This is a genomic window from Ruminococcus sp. NATIVEDY161 (assembly GCF_045819895.1).
In the GTDB taxonomy this organism is placed as follows: domain Bacteria; phylum Bacillota; class Clostridia; order Oscillospirales; family Acutalibacteraceae; genus Ruminococcoides.
On the sequence record NZ_CP162392.1, the window covers coordinates 754,607 to 771,592 of the forward strand.

Genomic DNA, 16,986 nt, shown 5'->3' on the forward strand with positions numbered 1-16,986 from the left:
GACCTCCTGTCAAATATAATAATCCGGCGCTTCAAAGCTTACTCCTGTTTTTCTGTTGTAGTAGTCGGGATTTATCAAGCAAAACACTCCGCCGTATTCCTTGACAGCACCTTGCTTTATCAAATCATTCAGCTCATTTTCATACACCGTAAAGGTATATTTTTGAAGTCTGCGATAATCGGTGTATCCGGTATCCATCAACCTGTCTATCAGTTCTTTGCTTTGCTCATCTGCTGCAACAGCTACGGCAACCGAATTATCTTCAATCATTTTAAACCTTTTGGCGTAATCAGCAAATGGTAAGTCTTTTGGTTTTGCGCAGTCTTTTGAAATGGTGTTGCTTTTGATTTCCTCGTCCTCGAAATCTACTAATCTTCTGTAATATTCACGAATACATTTTTCATCGGAAATATCCCGATACTCTTTTATGAGATGCCTGGTTATATTTACCTTTGCCTCATTGGATACTCTATCCAATTCAAACACCTTAACAACAGCGTTCTGCCGCTTTCCTTCGCGGTTGCATCTTCCTCCTGCCTGCAATATGCTGTCGAGTCCCGATAATTCGCGGTAAACTGCGTAAAAGTCCAAATCAACGCCTGCTTCTATCAATGATGTGGAAATCACCGTCACCCGTCTTTCCTCGGGTACATCTTTCAAATCAGGATAATCGGCGCACAGCTTTTCTAAATCTTCTTTGATGGCAGAGATTGTCAACTGACGGTCAAATGCTGACATATAGGTAGACAGGTGATACTTCCTGCCCGAAGCCATTTTGTATAGTTCTGCCGCGGTTTTTCGGCGACTCACTACGACTAGAGCAGACGGACTGCTCTGTGCATCGACCATCAGCATATCCGCGCTGACTTCTCCCATGTTCTTGTATTCGCATTTGCGAAAAAGTGCAAACTCGGATTTATCCTCAACCGTTTCGCAAATTTTTGTATCCGGCAAGGCGTAAGTATGAACCAGCTTTTCAAAATCCGGCATGGTGGCTGTCAAAAACAATGCTTCACTGTTGAGCAATCCGGTAATCTGCGCCATCGCCCTCAAACAGGGTTGCAAATATGGCATCGGCATCATATGTACCTCGTCAAGAACAATCACACTGTCTGCCATGTTATGCAGCTTCCTGAGCCGGTTTCGTTTGTTTTTATAAACGGATTCGAAGAACTGAACGGAGGTTGTCACAATAATCTGCGCGTTCCAATTCTCCGTGACATTTCTCAATAATTGTTTATAGTCTTCATTATAATCGCAGTCGTCCACGCAAAAAGAGGATTGATGACGCAAAATCTGCGCGCTGTCTCCAAACAATTCCTCAAACACATTAACTGTCTGGTCGATAATGCTGTTGTACGGAATAACATATATAATCCGATTTTTGTTTGTTTTGAGCGCACGCTCTAACGCAAACTTCATACTGCACAAGGTTTTGCCGCTGCCCGTAGGCATATCCAGCAGATATATTTGAGCATCCTCGCCGGATTTTTCATATACCTGTGTCTGAAGTTTCGATCTGGCGCGCTGCAAATCAGTCACACTGACAAACGAATCCAAACGGCAGTTGAGCCTTTCAAGACACGCTGAAAAATCACTTATAAGCGTTCTCTCCTCTCTACCTGCGCAAAAATGGGCTGTATCTATCGAATCGGCATCTGTCAGACAGGAAAAACAGTAACGCGTCAAAAAAGCATATCGCTCCAAAAAGGCTTCTCTATCATTGCGTACATCGTTAAAAAGAGAAATGATTTCTTTTTCGTCTGTTTGGAGCGGTTTCAATTCATTTAAATAATCAGAATAATCGTCAAATCTGTTCGGATTTGAAAGCCGTCCGCAGAGTGTTGAATCATAAGTATCATTTGCCATATTTCCACCATCCGGCAGACCGGTATGGTGTCCGGCGATACAGAATTGCGCCATTAAATCAAATACCGTTCCGACTCTTTTAGGAAAATCAATTGCACCACAAGCCGCGTGCTCTACACGGATGTTTTTACCATCCACAATCTTTTCCTGAAAGGATTGCTGATACTTTCCGATGTCGTGCAGTAACCCCAAATTATAAATAAATGTCTTGAGCGGCGCAATGGAAAAACCGGAGGCGATTTTCGCGGTCGCTTCGCTGTGCTCCTGGATTGTTTGCTCCTTTTGCGTTATTTCGTTAATATGCGCTATTTTCACCAAGAATCCCCCGTAAGAATAAACAAATTTTGAAAATATTATACCAAATATTTTAAGCAAGTTCAAGATATAATTGTGCAAACTCCCGAATTTCGCTTGCTTTATACCCTTAACCTTACAGTAAAATAATAAAATAATAGCTTCGATACCATTATTATCTCAAAACCATTATCCCATTTTCAGGACAATGCTCGCAACAAGACAACAAGGTATTGGGCATAAAAAATCCCCACAACTTGGCATTTTGTCAAGCTATGGGGATTTCTTCAATTCGGCAGCCACATCGCAGCCGCTGAAAAAATAAACTCAAAACGTTTGGTTGCAAATAAAGTCGAGCAGCGGTCACAGACCACGGAAAATGTGTGTGAATAGTGCGGCATAGTTTATCATAACGGCTTTACCACTCGCACGCGAAACGCACGTCTTTCCGGGCAAAATCTTTTAAAAAGACTTGCGATTCCGCGTTTTTATCAAGAAAACATCTTGACAAAATCACATGTATATGCTATGATATTTCCTGCAAGTGAGCGAGGCTCACGTGCAGCGATAAAATATTTAGGGGTATAGCTCAGTTGGTAGAGCAGCGGTCTCCAAAACCGCGTGCCGAGGGTTCAAGTCCTTCTGCCCCTGCCACCTAATGACTCAGGAATTGATACAATCCCTGAGTCTTATTTTTCGCATATGCAAGCCATTTTAAGACACACAGCCAAATAACAATCCCCGCCGAGAGGCATATATTGGTCTCTCACGCGGGGATTTTTCTATTGTAATAAAATAATATCGTTTAGTTTTTTATCCTTATCGTTTGGAGTTGTACCCTTATCGTTTGGATTTGTACCTATATCGTTTAGGACTATACCGTAATATTTGGATTTAGGGCTGATAATTACAAATAGTCGCATATATCTTTTCTTCATATCTAAAACTTATCAAAAGGTATCTCAAAGGTTCCATCTGGCAATTGTCGAATTTCCAGTATAGATTTTTTATTATCTTTCACCCATTTTTCAATATTTTTTTTATCCCTTTTTTTTACTTGTGTCCCTAAATAATCAACTTCTAAAGTGTCAAGGAATACTGAAGCTACTTTTTGGTTGTTTATAAATGCGTGAAAATGAGGTCTATCGTGCTTGCCGAATTTTTCATCATATATACAAAACTTCAAGGAAGAATTGCATCTCTGAATTAGTTCTCTTCTTTCAATGATTCTAATACCAACCAAATTACACCAAAAGTTTCTTATCTCAAAAGCATCAGCAAGATCCATTTTATTCCCCCTTCCTATCAAAAACATAGATAGAAAAAATACACTCTTACATCTTACATTTGGTTTTCGAGCATAGTCCTAAATCAAACTATTCTTTTTCCCCTTTTGATAGTATTCCTATAATAAAGAATCTATTGCGGGGCTAAAACGAAATATTATTTTTAAGCAGATTAAAGGCCTCCTTGATTTTTAAAGCCATCAATTTTCTCCTCTCAACAAGGAAATCTTCATATGCCATTTTTTCCCATCCATGTGGCAGTGCATTTTCTTCCTCCATTTGGTAAATGGCTTCTTCGGACATTTCCGTGCAAACGACAGGATAATATACTGACGGAGCGGCGTCAAGAATATCCATATTATCTTTCCAATCAATAAAAGCGTAGTTTGCCATTTGGTTGATTTTTGAATCTGAATAGCCTATCGATTTCAAATATGCTTTTGGGAATAAATGGTGCTTTTCAAGTGATTTTCTATTTCCATCGGATCCAGTTTCAAACAATTTTGAAACAAGTAAATTACTCTTTGAAAACAAAATTTTCGCGTTCATAATATTCAACGATGCAACATATGCATTCCATGCATTATTTCCTCGTCCGGATACAGCCAAGCCTTCAGATCCAACGAGTGTAATATCAAAAAAATCATTTGTTAAGCGCTCATTAACTCTTGAAAGGATAAAACCAGCATACTCGTCAAGAGTTGATAACTCTTTTATACTGTTCAAATGGTTTTCGACTGTTGATTCAAATGAACCTGTATAAAGAGAAACTAAAGAAGCATAAAAAAACCACAAAGATGCTAAATGCATATTATCATTATAGGACGCATTAAATCTATGCTTTGCAATCAAATAAAATGCATAACTATAAAAAATTGCATTTCTTGATAAGATAAGATCGCCGGATAAATAACCGGCATTCATAATAGCCTTAAGAAATTCATGCCAACTGTGAACATTAAGAACATCAGGCAACTTCCCTTTTAGTGTGTCAAAGCGCTGTATACGAAGATTATCATCAACAGCACCACGCTTCTCAAAATCAGCACCTCGAAGCAATTTGTACCCGTATTTCAATCTGGCTCTGTCAAACGCATATGCCATTACAACACGGATAATGTCCTGCGCGTCTACCGTAGTGATTTGATTGTACGAAGTGGTTTTTCCTTTTGAAGGATACGTTGATTCTTTGCTGAATATTTCTATCATTCGCCGTCCTTCATCCCAGTATAATGAAAGAAGTGTCAAAATAAAATCATTCTGCTTTAGCTTCACACCACCGGAATTAACCCTTACGAATATATCTGATACAGCCTCTTCTTCGGCGTGAGACTTGATATCAAATACTGGCAAGGTGTTATTTCTAAGATTAACCACAGCATTTATTCTTTCAGGTATGACTCTCTGTTCATCTTCCGAAAGCGTGTCACCTTTTTTTATGCGATAATCCTGTAAGTTTTGAATGAATTCTCCTATATACTTAAATGTATTATTTGAGGTATATAGTTCACTGATGTTGTAGATCCATTCAGGATCCTTTTTTGTTGCAGAATACCCAACCTCAAACTTATTCTTTAGCGGGCAATATGAGATCACTATTGTTTTTTCATCAAATTTTTTATTGATTACCTTTTTGCCCTTCATAACAGCATATAGAGATGTTAATCTCTGTTGCCCATCAATAATAACCTCTTTGGGAGAATCATAACTATGAGCTTCTGCTCCAATGGTCTTTTTTTTATTAAGTTCAGGACATTCCCATAGCATTAGATACCCAATCGGATATCCGTGCATCATAGAATCGAACAAATCCCGAACTTGGGTATCACTCCAAATAAATGGACGTTGGAGTTCAGGTAATCCCAATTCACCAGTATCTATTTTTTCTATAAGCTGGTTCACAGTAAATGAAGTAACACTGAATATTTCTGACATTATTATCCTCTCTAATCATTATTACATCAACTTCAAGAATCCACCGTCAAAAGCACCGGGAAGCAAGAATGTTTTCTCGCCTTTTTCAAACTGCACTCTGATTTGCAGCTCATTGATATCAAGCATAACAACCGTGCCTTCGCCGAACACTTTATGAATAACCTTCGCGCCAAGTTTGACGGTTGACATATCGAAGTCAGACTTCTTTGTTTCTGTTCTGCCCGGTTTTGTGCCGATCGCAACCCTTACACGAGGCGTATATGTGGATTGCCACTTTGGCTCAACCTTTTTGTGTTCAATTTTTGGTTTCGCTGTTTTTGTAACTGTTTTCTTCACTTCCTTCGGTGGTTCCGGTGGAAGCTGAATCATCTCCGGTTGGGTAAACTTTGGCGGCTCCATCGTAGCTTGCTGATTATAGAACAACCGTTCATATTCTTCACGCTTAAGAACGGTATCCCAACCACCGACATCTTTGCCTTCGTGCTTGTTGATACCTGTATATTCAAGGCTGCTATCCTCGTAACGCTTAAATTTGAAGATAGCATCGCTCATGAGGCTTGCGTTAAATACGCCAAGTGAACACAGGAGTTCAAAGTCCTTCACCTTCAAGCCGGTTACTTTTCTGAAAAGTCCCGGTTCAAGCTGCGTAATAACATCTTTCAGCGTACTCTCACGGTAATCGGTCAGATACATGAATACAGGAATACGCGTGGCAAATTTGATCAGCTTTTCCTGAATCTGCTTGCGAAGGCTCTTATACTCCTTTTCTTCCTCAGAGAGTTCTTTCTTTTCCTTCTTATTGAGTTCGTCCTTTTCCTTTTTTGCTTTCTTTACCTTTTCGGATTTATTGATGATTGTTTCGATATCGCTGTTAAGGGAACGGAATCCCTCAATGCTCATAAGCGCATCTAACGCTTCCTTGTTGTCGAGAAGTCTGCGCAGAGTATCGTTATCTACATTAACGAGCAAAGCACTTTCCCAGCGTCTTGCAAGCAATGTGGCCGATGTTCCGGCAAGGGCAATATCAAGCACGTCCTGCGCGGAAATCTGACGCATTCTTGCGCCGTCATAAGCGAGAACAGGCAGGAAACTGATAAATTCCTCGACCTTCTTTTCGGGATTATCCTCATTTACATTGAGTCGGCACGAATAATCGGAAATCTGCTTTAATGCCCTGTCAAGTGCAAAATCGAACACGTAGCATTCGTGCTTCATGATGATTTCGTTGCCGTTATCGTCTTTTATCGTCCACGGTGACTGAACGCGGAAAGCCGTCTGGAAATATGATTCCGGGCTGCTCATATCGCGCAGCATAAATACACCCGACCACGGTTTTACGGTAACGCCTGTCGTCAGTTTGCCGCATGACAATGTAATCGTTTTTGTTGTCAGCGGATTTTCCATCGCGTTTTGTACGGGAGCAAGAGCATCCAAACCGATACCGGCTTTAATGCCTGCCGCAACGATGATTTTATAATCGGAGAAATAGTTGTCCTCCTTAAGAACGTTGTACATCGCATAGCAGGACGCAACATTCGGCAAATACCATAAAGTATGGTTAAGCACAGCAAGCAGCCTTGCATCGGAGTACGGCATAGGCGGACGCTGACCGACCTTCATCTCATCAACATTGCTCGGCAAATAGGAACCGCGAATCAGCTGCACCCACTTCTTGACCTCACTCTCAAAGATGAAGCGCGAGTTTTCCGGCATATCTCCCTTTTCATATTTCGCCTTAAAGAACAGATTAAGGCTGAATTCATTAAACTCTCCTGCCATGGCAATCTGGCGGATGCTGTCGGGAATGCGGTAGGTCATCATAACCATTTTGGGCAGAGAAATATAGGGGTTTCCCGTACCCTTCCAATTCTCCTTGGCTCTCTGCTCGTCGGAGTATGTCCAATTGTAAATCTGATCTTCTATAAATTCTCCACTATTGATTGCTCTGAACGGTGTACCCGATAAGTAAAGATAGTAGCTTGTAGTGATTGGCAGGAATGTTTCATTGATGGCATTATCCGCTTCATCGCGCTTGTACTTTTCTTGGTCGAAATCCGCTTCGGCTTCTTCGTCCGGATTTTCAAAGAGTTTTTTTGCGTTCTCTCTCCACGCGCCGAAGTGGTACTCGTCAAAGGCGATCAAATCCCAATTGTTGGCGTGAATAAACTCGTTTTTAACCTTGATGCCGCCGCTGCTGTTTGTGCCGAGAAGGTCTTGGAATGAACCGAACACTACAATCGGTCTGCTCTTGTCAGCAGCCTCAAACGCATCATTGATATTGACGCTGCGGTTGTGTGCGTCCTTGTTGGAAATAAACTGCCAGCCTTCAAAGTCGATATGGCTCATCAGGTCATCCGCCCACGCCGATTCAACCGCAGGCTTAAAGGTAAGCACCAGCACACGCTTTAGACCCATTCTCTTTGCCAGTTGATAAGTAGCAAAAGTTTTGCCGAAGCGCATTTTGCAATTCCACAGGAATTTGGGTGCACGGGTCGGATCCAATTTCTGTGCTTTTTCATAGTATGCCATCGTGCTTTTCACCGCATACGCCTGTTCAGGGCGCATTGGAAAGCTTAATGTGCGGTTCTCATCATTTTCGGTTCTGTTTCGCACGGCAACAATGGCAGCTTTTACATCGTTAATGGTACATTTGTACCATTCGTTTTTATCTTCGCCTGCATTCAGCTGTTTAAATCCGCGCCGGCGCATATATCGGTGAATGTCGTGGTCGTTGAAGGAAGTTCCGTCTGTACGCATTGCAGAGGCTTCCAATAATATTTTATATGGTACAGCGGATGTGTGCATTTGTTCTGCCACACGCTCTCTCGCTGTACGTTCAGTATAGCCGATTTTCAAATAACCCTTGTGAGAACCAACACCGATTAACTCATATACATATATTGTCGGCGTTACCTCTGGTCGGGGAGTAAAATTTACGGATGACATATTTCTTCTCCTAATCCAGCGGTTTTATATTATCTTCAATAAATTTAATTTCCTCGTCAGAAAGTCCATATTTGTTGTACAAATCCAAATTATTCCAAGGACGAGAAAAATCTTGTATTGGACAAAAACCGTATACCTTTGCTACAACATGGTGACTAACTTTTTTCAAATGCATTAACAAATGAAATAAGTTAGTATTCATATATGAAATTACGTTTTCAGCTTCTTCTTTTGTATCATATAACCCTACACAAAGAAAAGTCTCTGTACACACGTCATAAGGGCCTCCTAAAAAAGGACGTAGTCGTTCTTTTGTCCAGTCAAAACCATTATCTAACACTTGCGATACAAACACTTTGTATTTACCAATGTATTGTTGTCCCGAAGGGAATGGATAAGATTTTGAAACATAACGTTTAACTGTTTTATATTTGTAAGTGCCAAAAATAGAAATGCCATTTTTTACCGGATTTTCACTAATATCCGGCAAATTATACTTCTTTGGATTAGCAAAAAAATCACTTGGCAATCCAAAAGGTTTTCTTGCCGATACAATACTGGAAAAGCTTTTTTCGTTTAGTGCTTGAACTTTTCTCAAGATTGGAACCGCTTCATTTATTCTAATAAAAGTATCAGCTCCTTTTTCAAGCATAGGTCTTTTCATATTTGAAGTTATGCTATTGCCTTTATGTGAATATACATCACAATCTCCCGGATTGTCTCTATCCCATAAAAAATAGCACACTCCACCTGCTATTCTTATCCCTGGAAAACAGTCTGCACCTATTGGATAGTCATGTAACACTCTTATTCGATTATCTTCCAGCATTTCCTTACGAAATCCATCCAATCCTTTTCCTCCTGCAAACCAGCGCGAAGGAATAATCATTGACAAAAACTTTGGATTTAGTTTTTTTGACTGACTTACAAATTTATGATAGATAGGTGATGCACTTGCAAACGCACCTGAATCACTAAGTTGGTATGGTGGGTTACCTATTATTACATCAAACTTCATATTAAAAATCTCCTCCGGTTTAACCATATGAATCCACTCATAAGCATGAGTTTCAAGGTCATCTCCACGCTCGTATTGTCCACTTGAGGCGCCGCAAAATACGCACTTGCCGTTCTGCCAATGATGATTTATTCGCTTGTAACGGATATTACCCTGTGCATCATCAAACTTACTGACAGAATACTCGCTGTTCGGGTACTTGGAGCAATAAAGGCTTCTGCGTGAGAGCAGGCTTGTCAACTCGGTAATGGCAATACCATAAAGTTGCTTGTGAAAAATATGATCAAGACGTTCCTGTAAATCAGGAATCTGCCACTCAAGCCCTTTGATTAGCCTGACAGCTATTTCACGAAGGAACACGCCGCTTTTACAGGCGGGATCCAAGAATGTTGTATCCGGATTTTCAAACAACTCCTGCGGCAGCATATCAAGCATCGCATTTGCTACGCTTGGTGGCGTGAACACTTCGTCATTGGAAAGGTTTGCAATACATGTCAAAACATCCGGAGTATATATATTCCCAAATAAACTGTTGTCAGCCATTTTCCGTCAACCTCCTGTAGTGTATCAAAGTATATTCCCTGATAGGCTTCGGCACCTTTTCATGCGTCACGGGATCTATCATCCAATTTTCAAGCCCCATTGCGTCATCGCCAAACAAACTGAACTGTTCGGCATAGTATTGATCTTCGGTGTTTTCTTTCAAAAGAACATCCAATCGAAAATCTCTGCGTTTTATTCTCGCGTCATTGAACGGGAATGTCCATTCCGCAAAAATAATCGGTTCATCGGTGTCCTGTTGGTTTTCATCTACACACATCAAACTTAATGCATTACCGCAGATGATGTTGGTTTTCAAGATGTATTTAGCAGCTTCGCGTGCTTCATCGCTTGCCTCTTTTTTACAGGCAGCGGTGTACTCCTCATTCCATAACGCGAACAACTTGTCACGACACACTTGCGCGTTGTCGGCAAGAATATCAACGCCGTAAATACTTGTCAGCGCAAGAATAGCATTTCGCTCGTAATCATACGCGCTTTTTTTGTATTTTTCTTTTACCACCGACAGTTTGCGGGTAAGCACCTCCGCAAGGAAAACACCCTCGCCAACAGCCGGTTCCAAGAATCTTGAATCTATCCGCAGACATTCGTCCGCCACTAAATCACACATAGCCTTGACTTCGCGTTCGGCGGTAAACACCTCACCATGATCGGCAACACGCTTTTTTGATTTTACCTGTTTTGCCATATTTTCACCCATTAAAATTCATATGGTAATATTATAGCAAAAAAACCGCTACAACTCAACTATTTTATTTAGATTATCAGTATGTTTTTTCTCTTTCCCAATCATCATCGTCATAAAAACATCATGTTTGCCATCTCCATCCCAATCAATTGGGTCAAATAATCCTATACAGAATTCTCCTTGGTCTTCATAAATTAAATTTTATTCGCTGATTCTTTCTCATCCTACGTTGGACTTCTGTTTTTACTTCCACATTTCGGATACTTCATTACAATTTTTCTGAATGATTAATCCATTTTGATCCACCAGCCTCTACCATCTCTATATCCATTGCTTTCCATAAACGGTTTTACTGCATCGTGGTATGGTTTAGATTTTATATCTCCGTTATTTGTTTTTTTCAGAACCCATAAGATACGGTCTTTAAGTTTGATATATAAAGTATAATATGATTGAAAGATGGCTTTATATTTCGGATCTTCATCAACCATATGCATGTACATACTACTTTTGTTGCTAACTTCTGAAAACAAATCCGCGAGCTCAGTTTCCGAAAGTTGAGTAATCCTTTCATCAGAAACAATTGGGCAGCTTGAGCGGTTATAATACAATTCGTGTAATTCAGAAGTTTTTTTGTAGTCATCGTCATCAATCACCATTATGCTCCTCCCAATAATCCTCCGCATCCTCATAATCATAAAAATCATCATAATGGTCATAGTAGAAATCATCCGCGTCCACATAGTCCTTTGCACTGAATTCATCCTTGGATTTGCTGGGCTTTGACTTCGAGGCACTTGATTTATAATTATTCTTTTTGGTAGTAGGTTGAACATCAGATGGCTCGGTTTTACTAACGTATGAAGAATCTGAACTGCCGGATTTTGAAGCATTACCGGAATATGAACTTGAAGAGGAGCTGTACGACCTCCTATACAAATTGGACGAGTATGATTTTTGATTGCTCTTGCTGCATGAACCAAAGACAGCCAGAACAATAATCACAAGAACAATTATCACTACTGTTGTTCCACAGCCGGAACCCTTCTTGGACTTACGCAAATTTCCTCTACCGGACTCTTTCATAGATTCCTCAAAAATCCTGTATTCAATATATTCATCTATAAAATCATCATGATTGGACATAACAGCACCTCCTCAATAAAAATTGTCATTTCTCTGTTAGGCTTTCACAGTTCCTACGATGGGAATCATTTGCTGATCCTGACTAAGCGTGATATCTACGACAGCATCATCAACGTCCAAACTCTTATTATCGAGCAAAGATGTGATTGCTCCTATACTGGATACTGTGCATTCAATGGTATAAGTAACGCTGTTTTTGGTATAAGTCTCCTCCTTCAGCACAATGTTGTGCTTAACGAAAACCTGCCTGAAACGGTACGCCTCATCTTGGACATCCGCACCCTCGCGGAATCTAATTGTGATTTTGATTGTTGTTTCTACCATAGCTTTTTCTTCCTTTCATTTGTCAAATTCTTATCTGTTACATCAACTGTTTCATCAATTCTGAATTCTAATTCAATTTGTGCTTTCAGTCGCCTGTACCGAATAGCTTGTCTGTGATGATGTCGGTTCAGCTTGTTCGTCACTCTTTGCAACATTGCCGATTATTCCTATCATTAGATAAACAAGCCACGCTGCAACTATAATTCCTATCTTTGCACCTGTTTTCAGTTTTTTGTTGCGTGATATAATAATAGTCAGCGGAATCGGAAAAATAAATATCCATCCAAGCACCCACCAAACCATCTTACTTTTCTTCTTGGGCGCAGGCTGAGGTTTTCTTGTATAATGCCGCTGTGTCTGTGCCTCGGTTTGAGCTCGCTGACGTCCTTTTTCAAACGCATATCCGGCACTTTCGGCGTTGTCAATTTGGAGGTGCTGTACCTCATCATCAATCAATAGCTGTGCGCCGCAGTATTCGCAATATGCTGATTGGCGATCCGCATCAATATGTAAATTCGCGCCACAATTATGACAGGTAGTATCTATAATTTTCATACCCAAACCTCCTTGTCAAATCATATCCTTTAATCAACTGTTCCTAATCTCAGTCTTATTTTTCATTAATCATTTCGATTAAATCAGATGATTCTTTTCCGGTAGTTATATAGCTGATGCAATGATCGATTTCTTCATCCGATTTACCTTTTATCTTCAGCCACTCGATCAATCTTGCAATTTCTTTCTTAGTCATATACTTTTACCTCCTCTCAGTTTTATAATAATTGGCATGCTTCGATATATTCATACTCTTTTGCAGAATAGGCGCGGTCTTTGAGTAACTTCATTGCGTGTTTAAAAGCAGGAACATCGCTCTTTTTAACTCGGCACTGGAACAGACTATACGGTTCATCGCGTCCTATAAAATCACAATCCAGCTGTCCTCTTATATTGAAAATAATATCTTCAGCTGCTATAAATTGGATTGCTTGATAATTATAATCCAAAAAGTGAAAAGTTGCGTGATACTGGCTTTCCTTCACTTGTTTGTAATTATTTACTGTATTAAATTTTGATTTCAACTCTTCAAAATAGGTAACGCCTGCACTTCCCTTGCTGTTCTGCATATGTACATTCCAAGAATAAGTCATTATCTCAGAAATTGCACAACTAAAGTACTTCGGGTTTTTATATACGTTTTGAAGATGGTAACCTGACGTAAAGGTACGAGTAAAATCATCATTCACAGAATAATTATTATGATATAAATCAAGCACGTCGTTACAAATTTGAAGGAACCAAGTATCTTCATTTACTTTTATTGTTAAGTCGTCAATCCCCACATCAATCAATTGGGTATCCGTTTTGAAAAGTAGCTTTTTCAGTTTCCTATTTCCGCAACCAATCTTATCAAAAAACTTAACATAAAGACCGATTTTTCGATGTTGATTAACAAAGGCTGAACGAATCAGCATACGCCGGTAACAAGCCGAACAGGGTGCCATCTCTTCATCAAACTCTGTTAGCATCTCAAACTGTTCATCCGGGATGCGTTTAACCAAGTGGCATTCCCTATCATGTATTATTCTTTTCTCACGCGAAAATGCAAACTTGTTATGAGGGTTGTCCATTAAGCTCTGCCTGCGACGGTAATAATCTGAAAAAATCTGAGAAGTTTTAGCTGAAGAATCGTTTTCTGTATTCATTTTCGATTTCTGCAATTTATACATTATTTTTCTCGTATTTAGTGGATGATAATTTCTCGGTACCATATGATCATCTCCTCTCTGGTTAAACTGTTTGATTTGCAAAGCTTGTTCCGATATTCATACTTCAAGAATATCATATCAAAAAATCACATACAACAAAATTCCGAAAATGTAGTACAAGGGATTAGCGTAAACAAAAATATTTTTTTATTTTATTATTCAAGAGCCCAAATTACCGTGACAGTTTCACTCTCTTCAATGTCGGTTGCTGATAAATTGTCTGATGCGCGTGATGCTTTTTCTCTGCAAATAAAACGGGTTTCCTTCAACTCGCATTCGACCAAATAGTCATCGTCATACTCGTCCCCGACAATAACTTTATCAATTCCCGAGACCTTTTGTCCTGTCAGAGAAGCAATCGCATCTGCCTTTTTTCTGGAATCCTTAAACGCCTCTTCTATGAGTTGCTGATGGATATCCGCTAAATTTGAAACGCTGAATTCAGTATCAATATCAGCGTTATAATGATTTTCCTCAATCAGATCCGTAATATGATTAATCAACTTCATATCATACGAAGCCTCGATCCGGATTGCTCTTTCCGCTTCAATATATGGCTTGGCATCGTAGTGCCTTGTTGATACTGAGTGATTATTCAGCATAATCTGACTTAGCTCGATACCGCTCGATTGAAGATCATTTAATAGCGCTTCTGAATCGTTCATACATTTGTGAACGGCTCTGTCATGCGTAGGTTCATCGGCAATCACACGAATGTCAATGGTCATCCTATCGCATTTAAATTTCCTCTCTGCTTTTCCAATAATTTTCATTGTTCCCATAATCAAAACTCCTTTTCTGAAATATTAGTATTCATCAAACCAGTAATCACGCATTTCTTTCAAAAAATCCTCTGTAATCGGATACCCCGATTTTTCTCCGATAACACTGTCTATAAGACAATAAGGACATAGCGCAGTCGGTTCATTCGGGTTATCATCAATCCATTCAGAAATCATGTTATTCGGAAAGACGTGCAAGCAGTAGAAGCAACCACACTTCTCACTTTGAGTAATCTCGGTGTAGTTCATAAACGAATGCGCGTGTGCAGCTATATGCTTTGGCTTTTTCTTTTTGTTGAATCGTACAATTTCATCAAACCCGGTTTTTCCAAACTCAAAACCACATTCATTGCAATGCCAATTTTTACTGTCCTTTGGCAAGAAGCAACCTGCCAATTTAACCTCACCCCTTTCTTCTTTCTCCAATAATTCGTCAGTTATATTCTGTCGTCCCCACCGGATTTCCGCTATATTTCTTGAACCACATTTAGGGCACTGCGGTCGAGTTACTGTTACTTTACACATCTTTATTGCACTCCCTCGTTTTATCAATAATTTTGATGAAATAGTTTACATTTAGCTTGAATGAAAAAGTGAAGCTAAGGTAAAAACACGTTAGCGGTCAATTTCGTCCAAGCTGATTGAAATTTGAGCCTGTTTCGACGTTCAAAACGCGGAAACGAAGCTGGTTTTACTTAATGTGGCAATCATCAGTGCATAGCAAAGCTGACAGACCGCCTCTCGATTTTGTCAAAGTGAAACCGACCTGCCTTTTCAAGCAATATAGCCGGTCACTGCCCGCAAAATCGTTAATTTACTTTGTTAATAATGTGGGATTGAGATTGACCTCATCGGAGGGAATCGCGTGTAACCCCAGCATTTTCAGAAGAAGCTTTACTTCCTTTCGATCTTCCGCTTCAAATGGAGATTTGCCCCCGAGCTTTTCCCGTCTGGTGCTGTTAATATGGTTCATCAAAAGCACCATATCGTCCTGTGTGTAAGGGTTGAAGCTTTTGCCTTTACGCAGAACATAGCGTATATATTCGTGGTTCTTTTCAAGCTGAGCCTTTTGCCAAGACGCCTGCGGATCACAGTAAAACAAACGTGTCCTCTGAACGCCCTGATCCGTCTTTTCAAGCTCCTGTGTGTACTTGAACTCACTGCCGTTGTCAGTCAGGATAACCGGGAAAATTTTGCGAAAATTTTCCACCCCGACAAGGCTTGTCAGGTAGTCAAACTGTTCCACAACCGTTGCCGCCTTGCCGTCCCTCATCAGCATAATCAGCATCAGATTCGTCTTGCGAAACAGCAGCGTCAGCATCCGTTTTCCCTGTTCCCGGCATCCTTTGACCGTGTCCATCTCAACAACGTTGATATCAGGGTGCTTCTCCATATATTTCACAAAATCAAGGTAGGTTCGCGTCTGTCTGAACTTCTGGTTTTGAAACGCCTCAGATTCTTCACGCTTCTTTTTTCTCTGCTTGTAAGAAACCTTCCTGCGCAAATCAAAGTTGTTGACCTTCAAACAACCCATGTCAATGTAACGGTACAAGGTGCGCGGTGAAACGCCGATTTCATCGCCGTGTTCCGCATAGATATGCGAAATCGGCTGTCCTTTGCGAATCAGTGGGGAAACAATTGAGTCAATGCGTTTCAGCTCATCCTCGTCTGCGTGGGTTTTCTTTCGCGCCTTGGAATAACGCTTTTTGGACATCGCGTCGGCTTGGTTCGCCATGTAGTAAAACCGGTCGCATTTGCAATTCCTGCGGCGGGAACAAACATTGCAAACATACGGCGGCTTTTGGAGAACAGAGCAGGGGGAGTTGTCGTACTTGTTGCAAAGCTCTCTGCAATTAAAGTCAAAGCACCAAACACATTTGCGTTTGCAGTCAAAGTTGCAGCAAAGATTCTTTTCCTCGCATTCGTTGGCAAACCGGCAGTCATTTCCGTGCGGCTTAGATCCTTTGGCAGGAGTTCGGTTCATCCGAATTTCTTTAGAAACCGATGCTCTCGATACGCCTATTCTACGGGCAATTTCGGTTAATGAAAGTCGTTGATAAATTCCACTTTCAATAATGATTCTTTGTGATAAATTGATTCTGCTCATAATTACCTGCTTTCCGCAGGCAGTAACCGAAATCATTCTACCACACCGACCGTCAACCTTGACTGAACGCTGAGAAAAATGCTGAAAAGTTTTTGAAGGCGACGGAAACTCGGAAATATCCAAACGTTTTCGCCTTCAAAATGACGAGTGTAGCATTTTTCTCACCAACCCGTCAAGGTCAAGCCGCCTTAGGGCGGTGACTGCGTTAAAAGGCTCCGAAAATCTGGAAATATCCAAATATATACCCTGCACTTTTGTCAAGGT

At 40.4% G+C, this 16,986-nt stretch carries 15 protein-coding genes and 1 tRNA gene; 1 reads left to right on the forward strand and 15 read right to left on the reverse strand.

Annotated elements, in window-relative coordinates:
• Window positions 1-9 precede the first annotated feature (9 nt).
• Entirely contained in the window at window positions 10-2,184 is a 2,175-nt protein-coding gene (gene cas3 / locus AB1I50_RS03615; protein WP_407724875.1) for a CRISPR-associated helicase Cas3', read from the reverse strand.
• A gap of 557 nt (window positions 2,185-2,741) precedes the next feature.
• Here cas3 and AB1I50_RS03620 point away from each other — a divergent pair.
• Window positions 2,742-2,817 (forward strand) — tRNA-Trp (locus tag AB1I50_RS03620).
• 286 nt (window positions 2,818-3,103) lie between these two features.
• Here AB1I50_RS03620 and AB1I50_RS03625 read toward each other — a convergent pair.
• From AB1I50_RS03625 to AB1I50_RS03690, 14 genes are all read right to left on the reverse strand, one after another.
• On the reverse strand, window positions 3,104-3,451 hold the full coding sequence (locus AB1I50_RS03625; protein ID WP_407724876.1) for a DUF4160 domain-containing protein: 348 nt from the start codon (window positions 3,449-3,451) through the stop codon (window positions 3,104-3,106).
• A gap of 142 nt (window positions 3,452-3,593) precedes the next feature.
• Window positions 3,594-5,384: a GmrSD restriction endonuclease domain-containing protein gene (locus tag AB1I50_RS03630; protein WP_407724877.1), complete on the reverse strand. Its 1,791-nt coding sequence runs from the start codon at window positions 5,382-5,384 to the stop codon at window positions 3,594-3,596.
• Between the two features lie 21 nt (window positions 5,385-5,405).
• Window positions 5,406-8,330 (reverse strand): GIY-YIG nuclease family protein, encoded by a 2,925-nt coding sequence (locus AB1I50_RS03635; protein WP_407724879.1) that lies wholly within the window; start codon window positions 8,328-8,330, stop codon window positions 5,406-5,408.
• A gap of 10 nt (window positions 8,331-8,340) precedes the next feature.
• A complete protein-coding gene (locus AB1I50_RS03640) occupies window positions 8,341-9,891 on the reverse strand; it encodes an Eco57I restriction-modification methylase domain-containing protein (RefSeq protein WP_407724880.1) in 1,551 nt (516 codons plus the stop codon).
• Window positions 9,884-10,597: an SAM-dependent DNA methyltransferase gene (locus AB1I50_RS03645; protein WP_407724882.1), complete on the reverse strand. Its 714-nt coding sequence runs from the start codon at window positions 10,595-10,597 to the stop codon at window positions 9,884-9,886. Before AB1I50_RS03645 ends, AB1I50_RS03640 begins: the two co-directional genes overlap by 8 nt.
• 287 nt (window positions 10,598-10,884) lie before the next feature.
• Window positions 10,885-11,256: a hypothetical protein gene (locus tag AB1I50_RS03650; RefSeq protein ID WP_407724884.1), complete on the reverse strand. Its 372-nt coding sequence runs from the start codon at window positions 11,254-11,256 to the stop codon at window positions 10,885-10,887.
• Window positions 11,246-11,743 (reverse strand): hypothetical protein, encoded by a 498-nt coding sequence (locus AB1I50_RS03655; protein WP_407724886.1) that lies wholly within the window; start codon window positions 11,741-11,743, stop codon window positions 11,246-11,248. The genes AB1I50_RS03650 and AB1I50_RS03655 overlap by 11 nt, the downstream gene beginning before the upstream one ends.
• A gap of 36 nt (window positions 11,744-11,779) precedes the next feature.
• A complete protein-coding gene (locus AB1I50_RS03660; RefSeq protein WP_407724888.1) occupies window positions 11,780-12,067 on the reverse strand; it encodes a hypothetical protein in 288 nt (95 codons plus the stop codon).
• A 72-nt stretch (window positions 12,068-12,139) separates the two neighbouring features.
• On the reverse strand, window positions 12,140-12,622 hold the full coding sequence (locus AB1I50_RS03665) for a hypothetical protein (protein ID WP_407724890.1): 483 nt from the start codon (window positions 12,620-12,622) through the stop codon (window positions 12,140-12,142).
• A gap of 55 nt (window positions 12,623-12,677) precedes the next feature.
• Window positions 12,678-12,818, reverse strand: coding sequence for a hypothetical protein (locus AB1I50_RS03670; RefSeq protein WP_407724891.1), 141 nt, complete (start codon window positions 12,816-12,818; stop codon window positions 12,678-12,680).
• A 22-nt stretch (window positions 12,819-12,840) separates the two neighbouring features.
• On the reverse strand, window positions 12,841-13,836 hold the full coding sequence (locus AB1I50_RS03675) for a hypothetical protein (RefSeq protein WP_407724893.1): 996 nt from the start codon (window positions 13,834-13,836) through the stop codon (window positions 12,841-12,843).
• 152 nt (window positions 13,837-13,988) lie between these two features.
• Window positions 13,989-14,615, reverse strand: coding sequence for an SIMPL domain-containing protein (locus AB1I50_RS03680; protein WP_407724895.1), 627 nt, complete (start codon window positions 14,613-14,615; stop codon window positions 13,989-13,991).
• Window positions 14,616-14,639: 24 nt separating this feature from the next.
• Window positions 14,640-15,041, reverse strand: coding sequence for a hypothetical protein (locus tag AB1I50_RS03685; RefSeq protein ID WP_407724897.1), 402 nt, complete (start codon window positions 15,039-15,041; stop codon window positions 14,640-14,642).
• Window positions 15,042-15,429: 388 nt separating this feature from the next.
• Window positions 15,430-16,845 (reverse strand): IS30 family transposase, encoded by a 1,416-nt coding sequence (locus AB1I50_RS03690; protein ID WP_407723566.1) that lies wholly within the window; start codon window positions 16,843-16,845, stop codon window positions 15,430-15,432.
• Window positions 16,846-16,986: the final 141 nt, after the last annotated feature.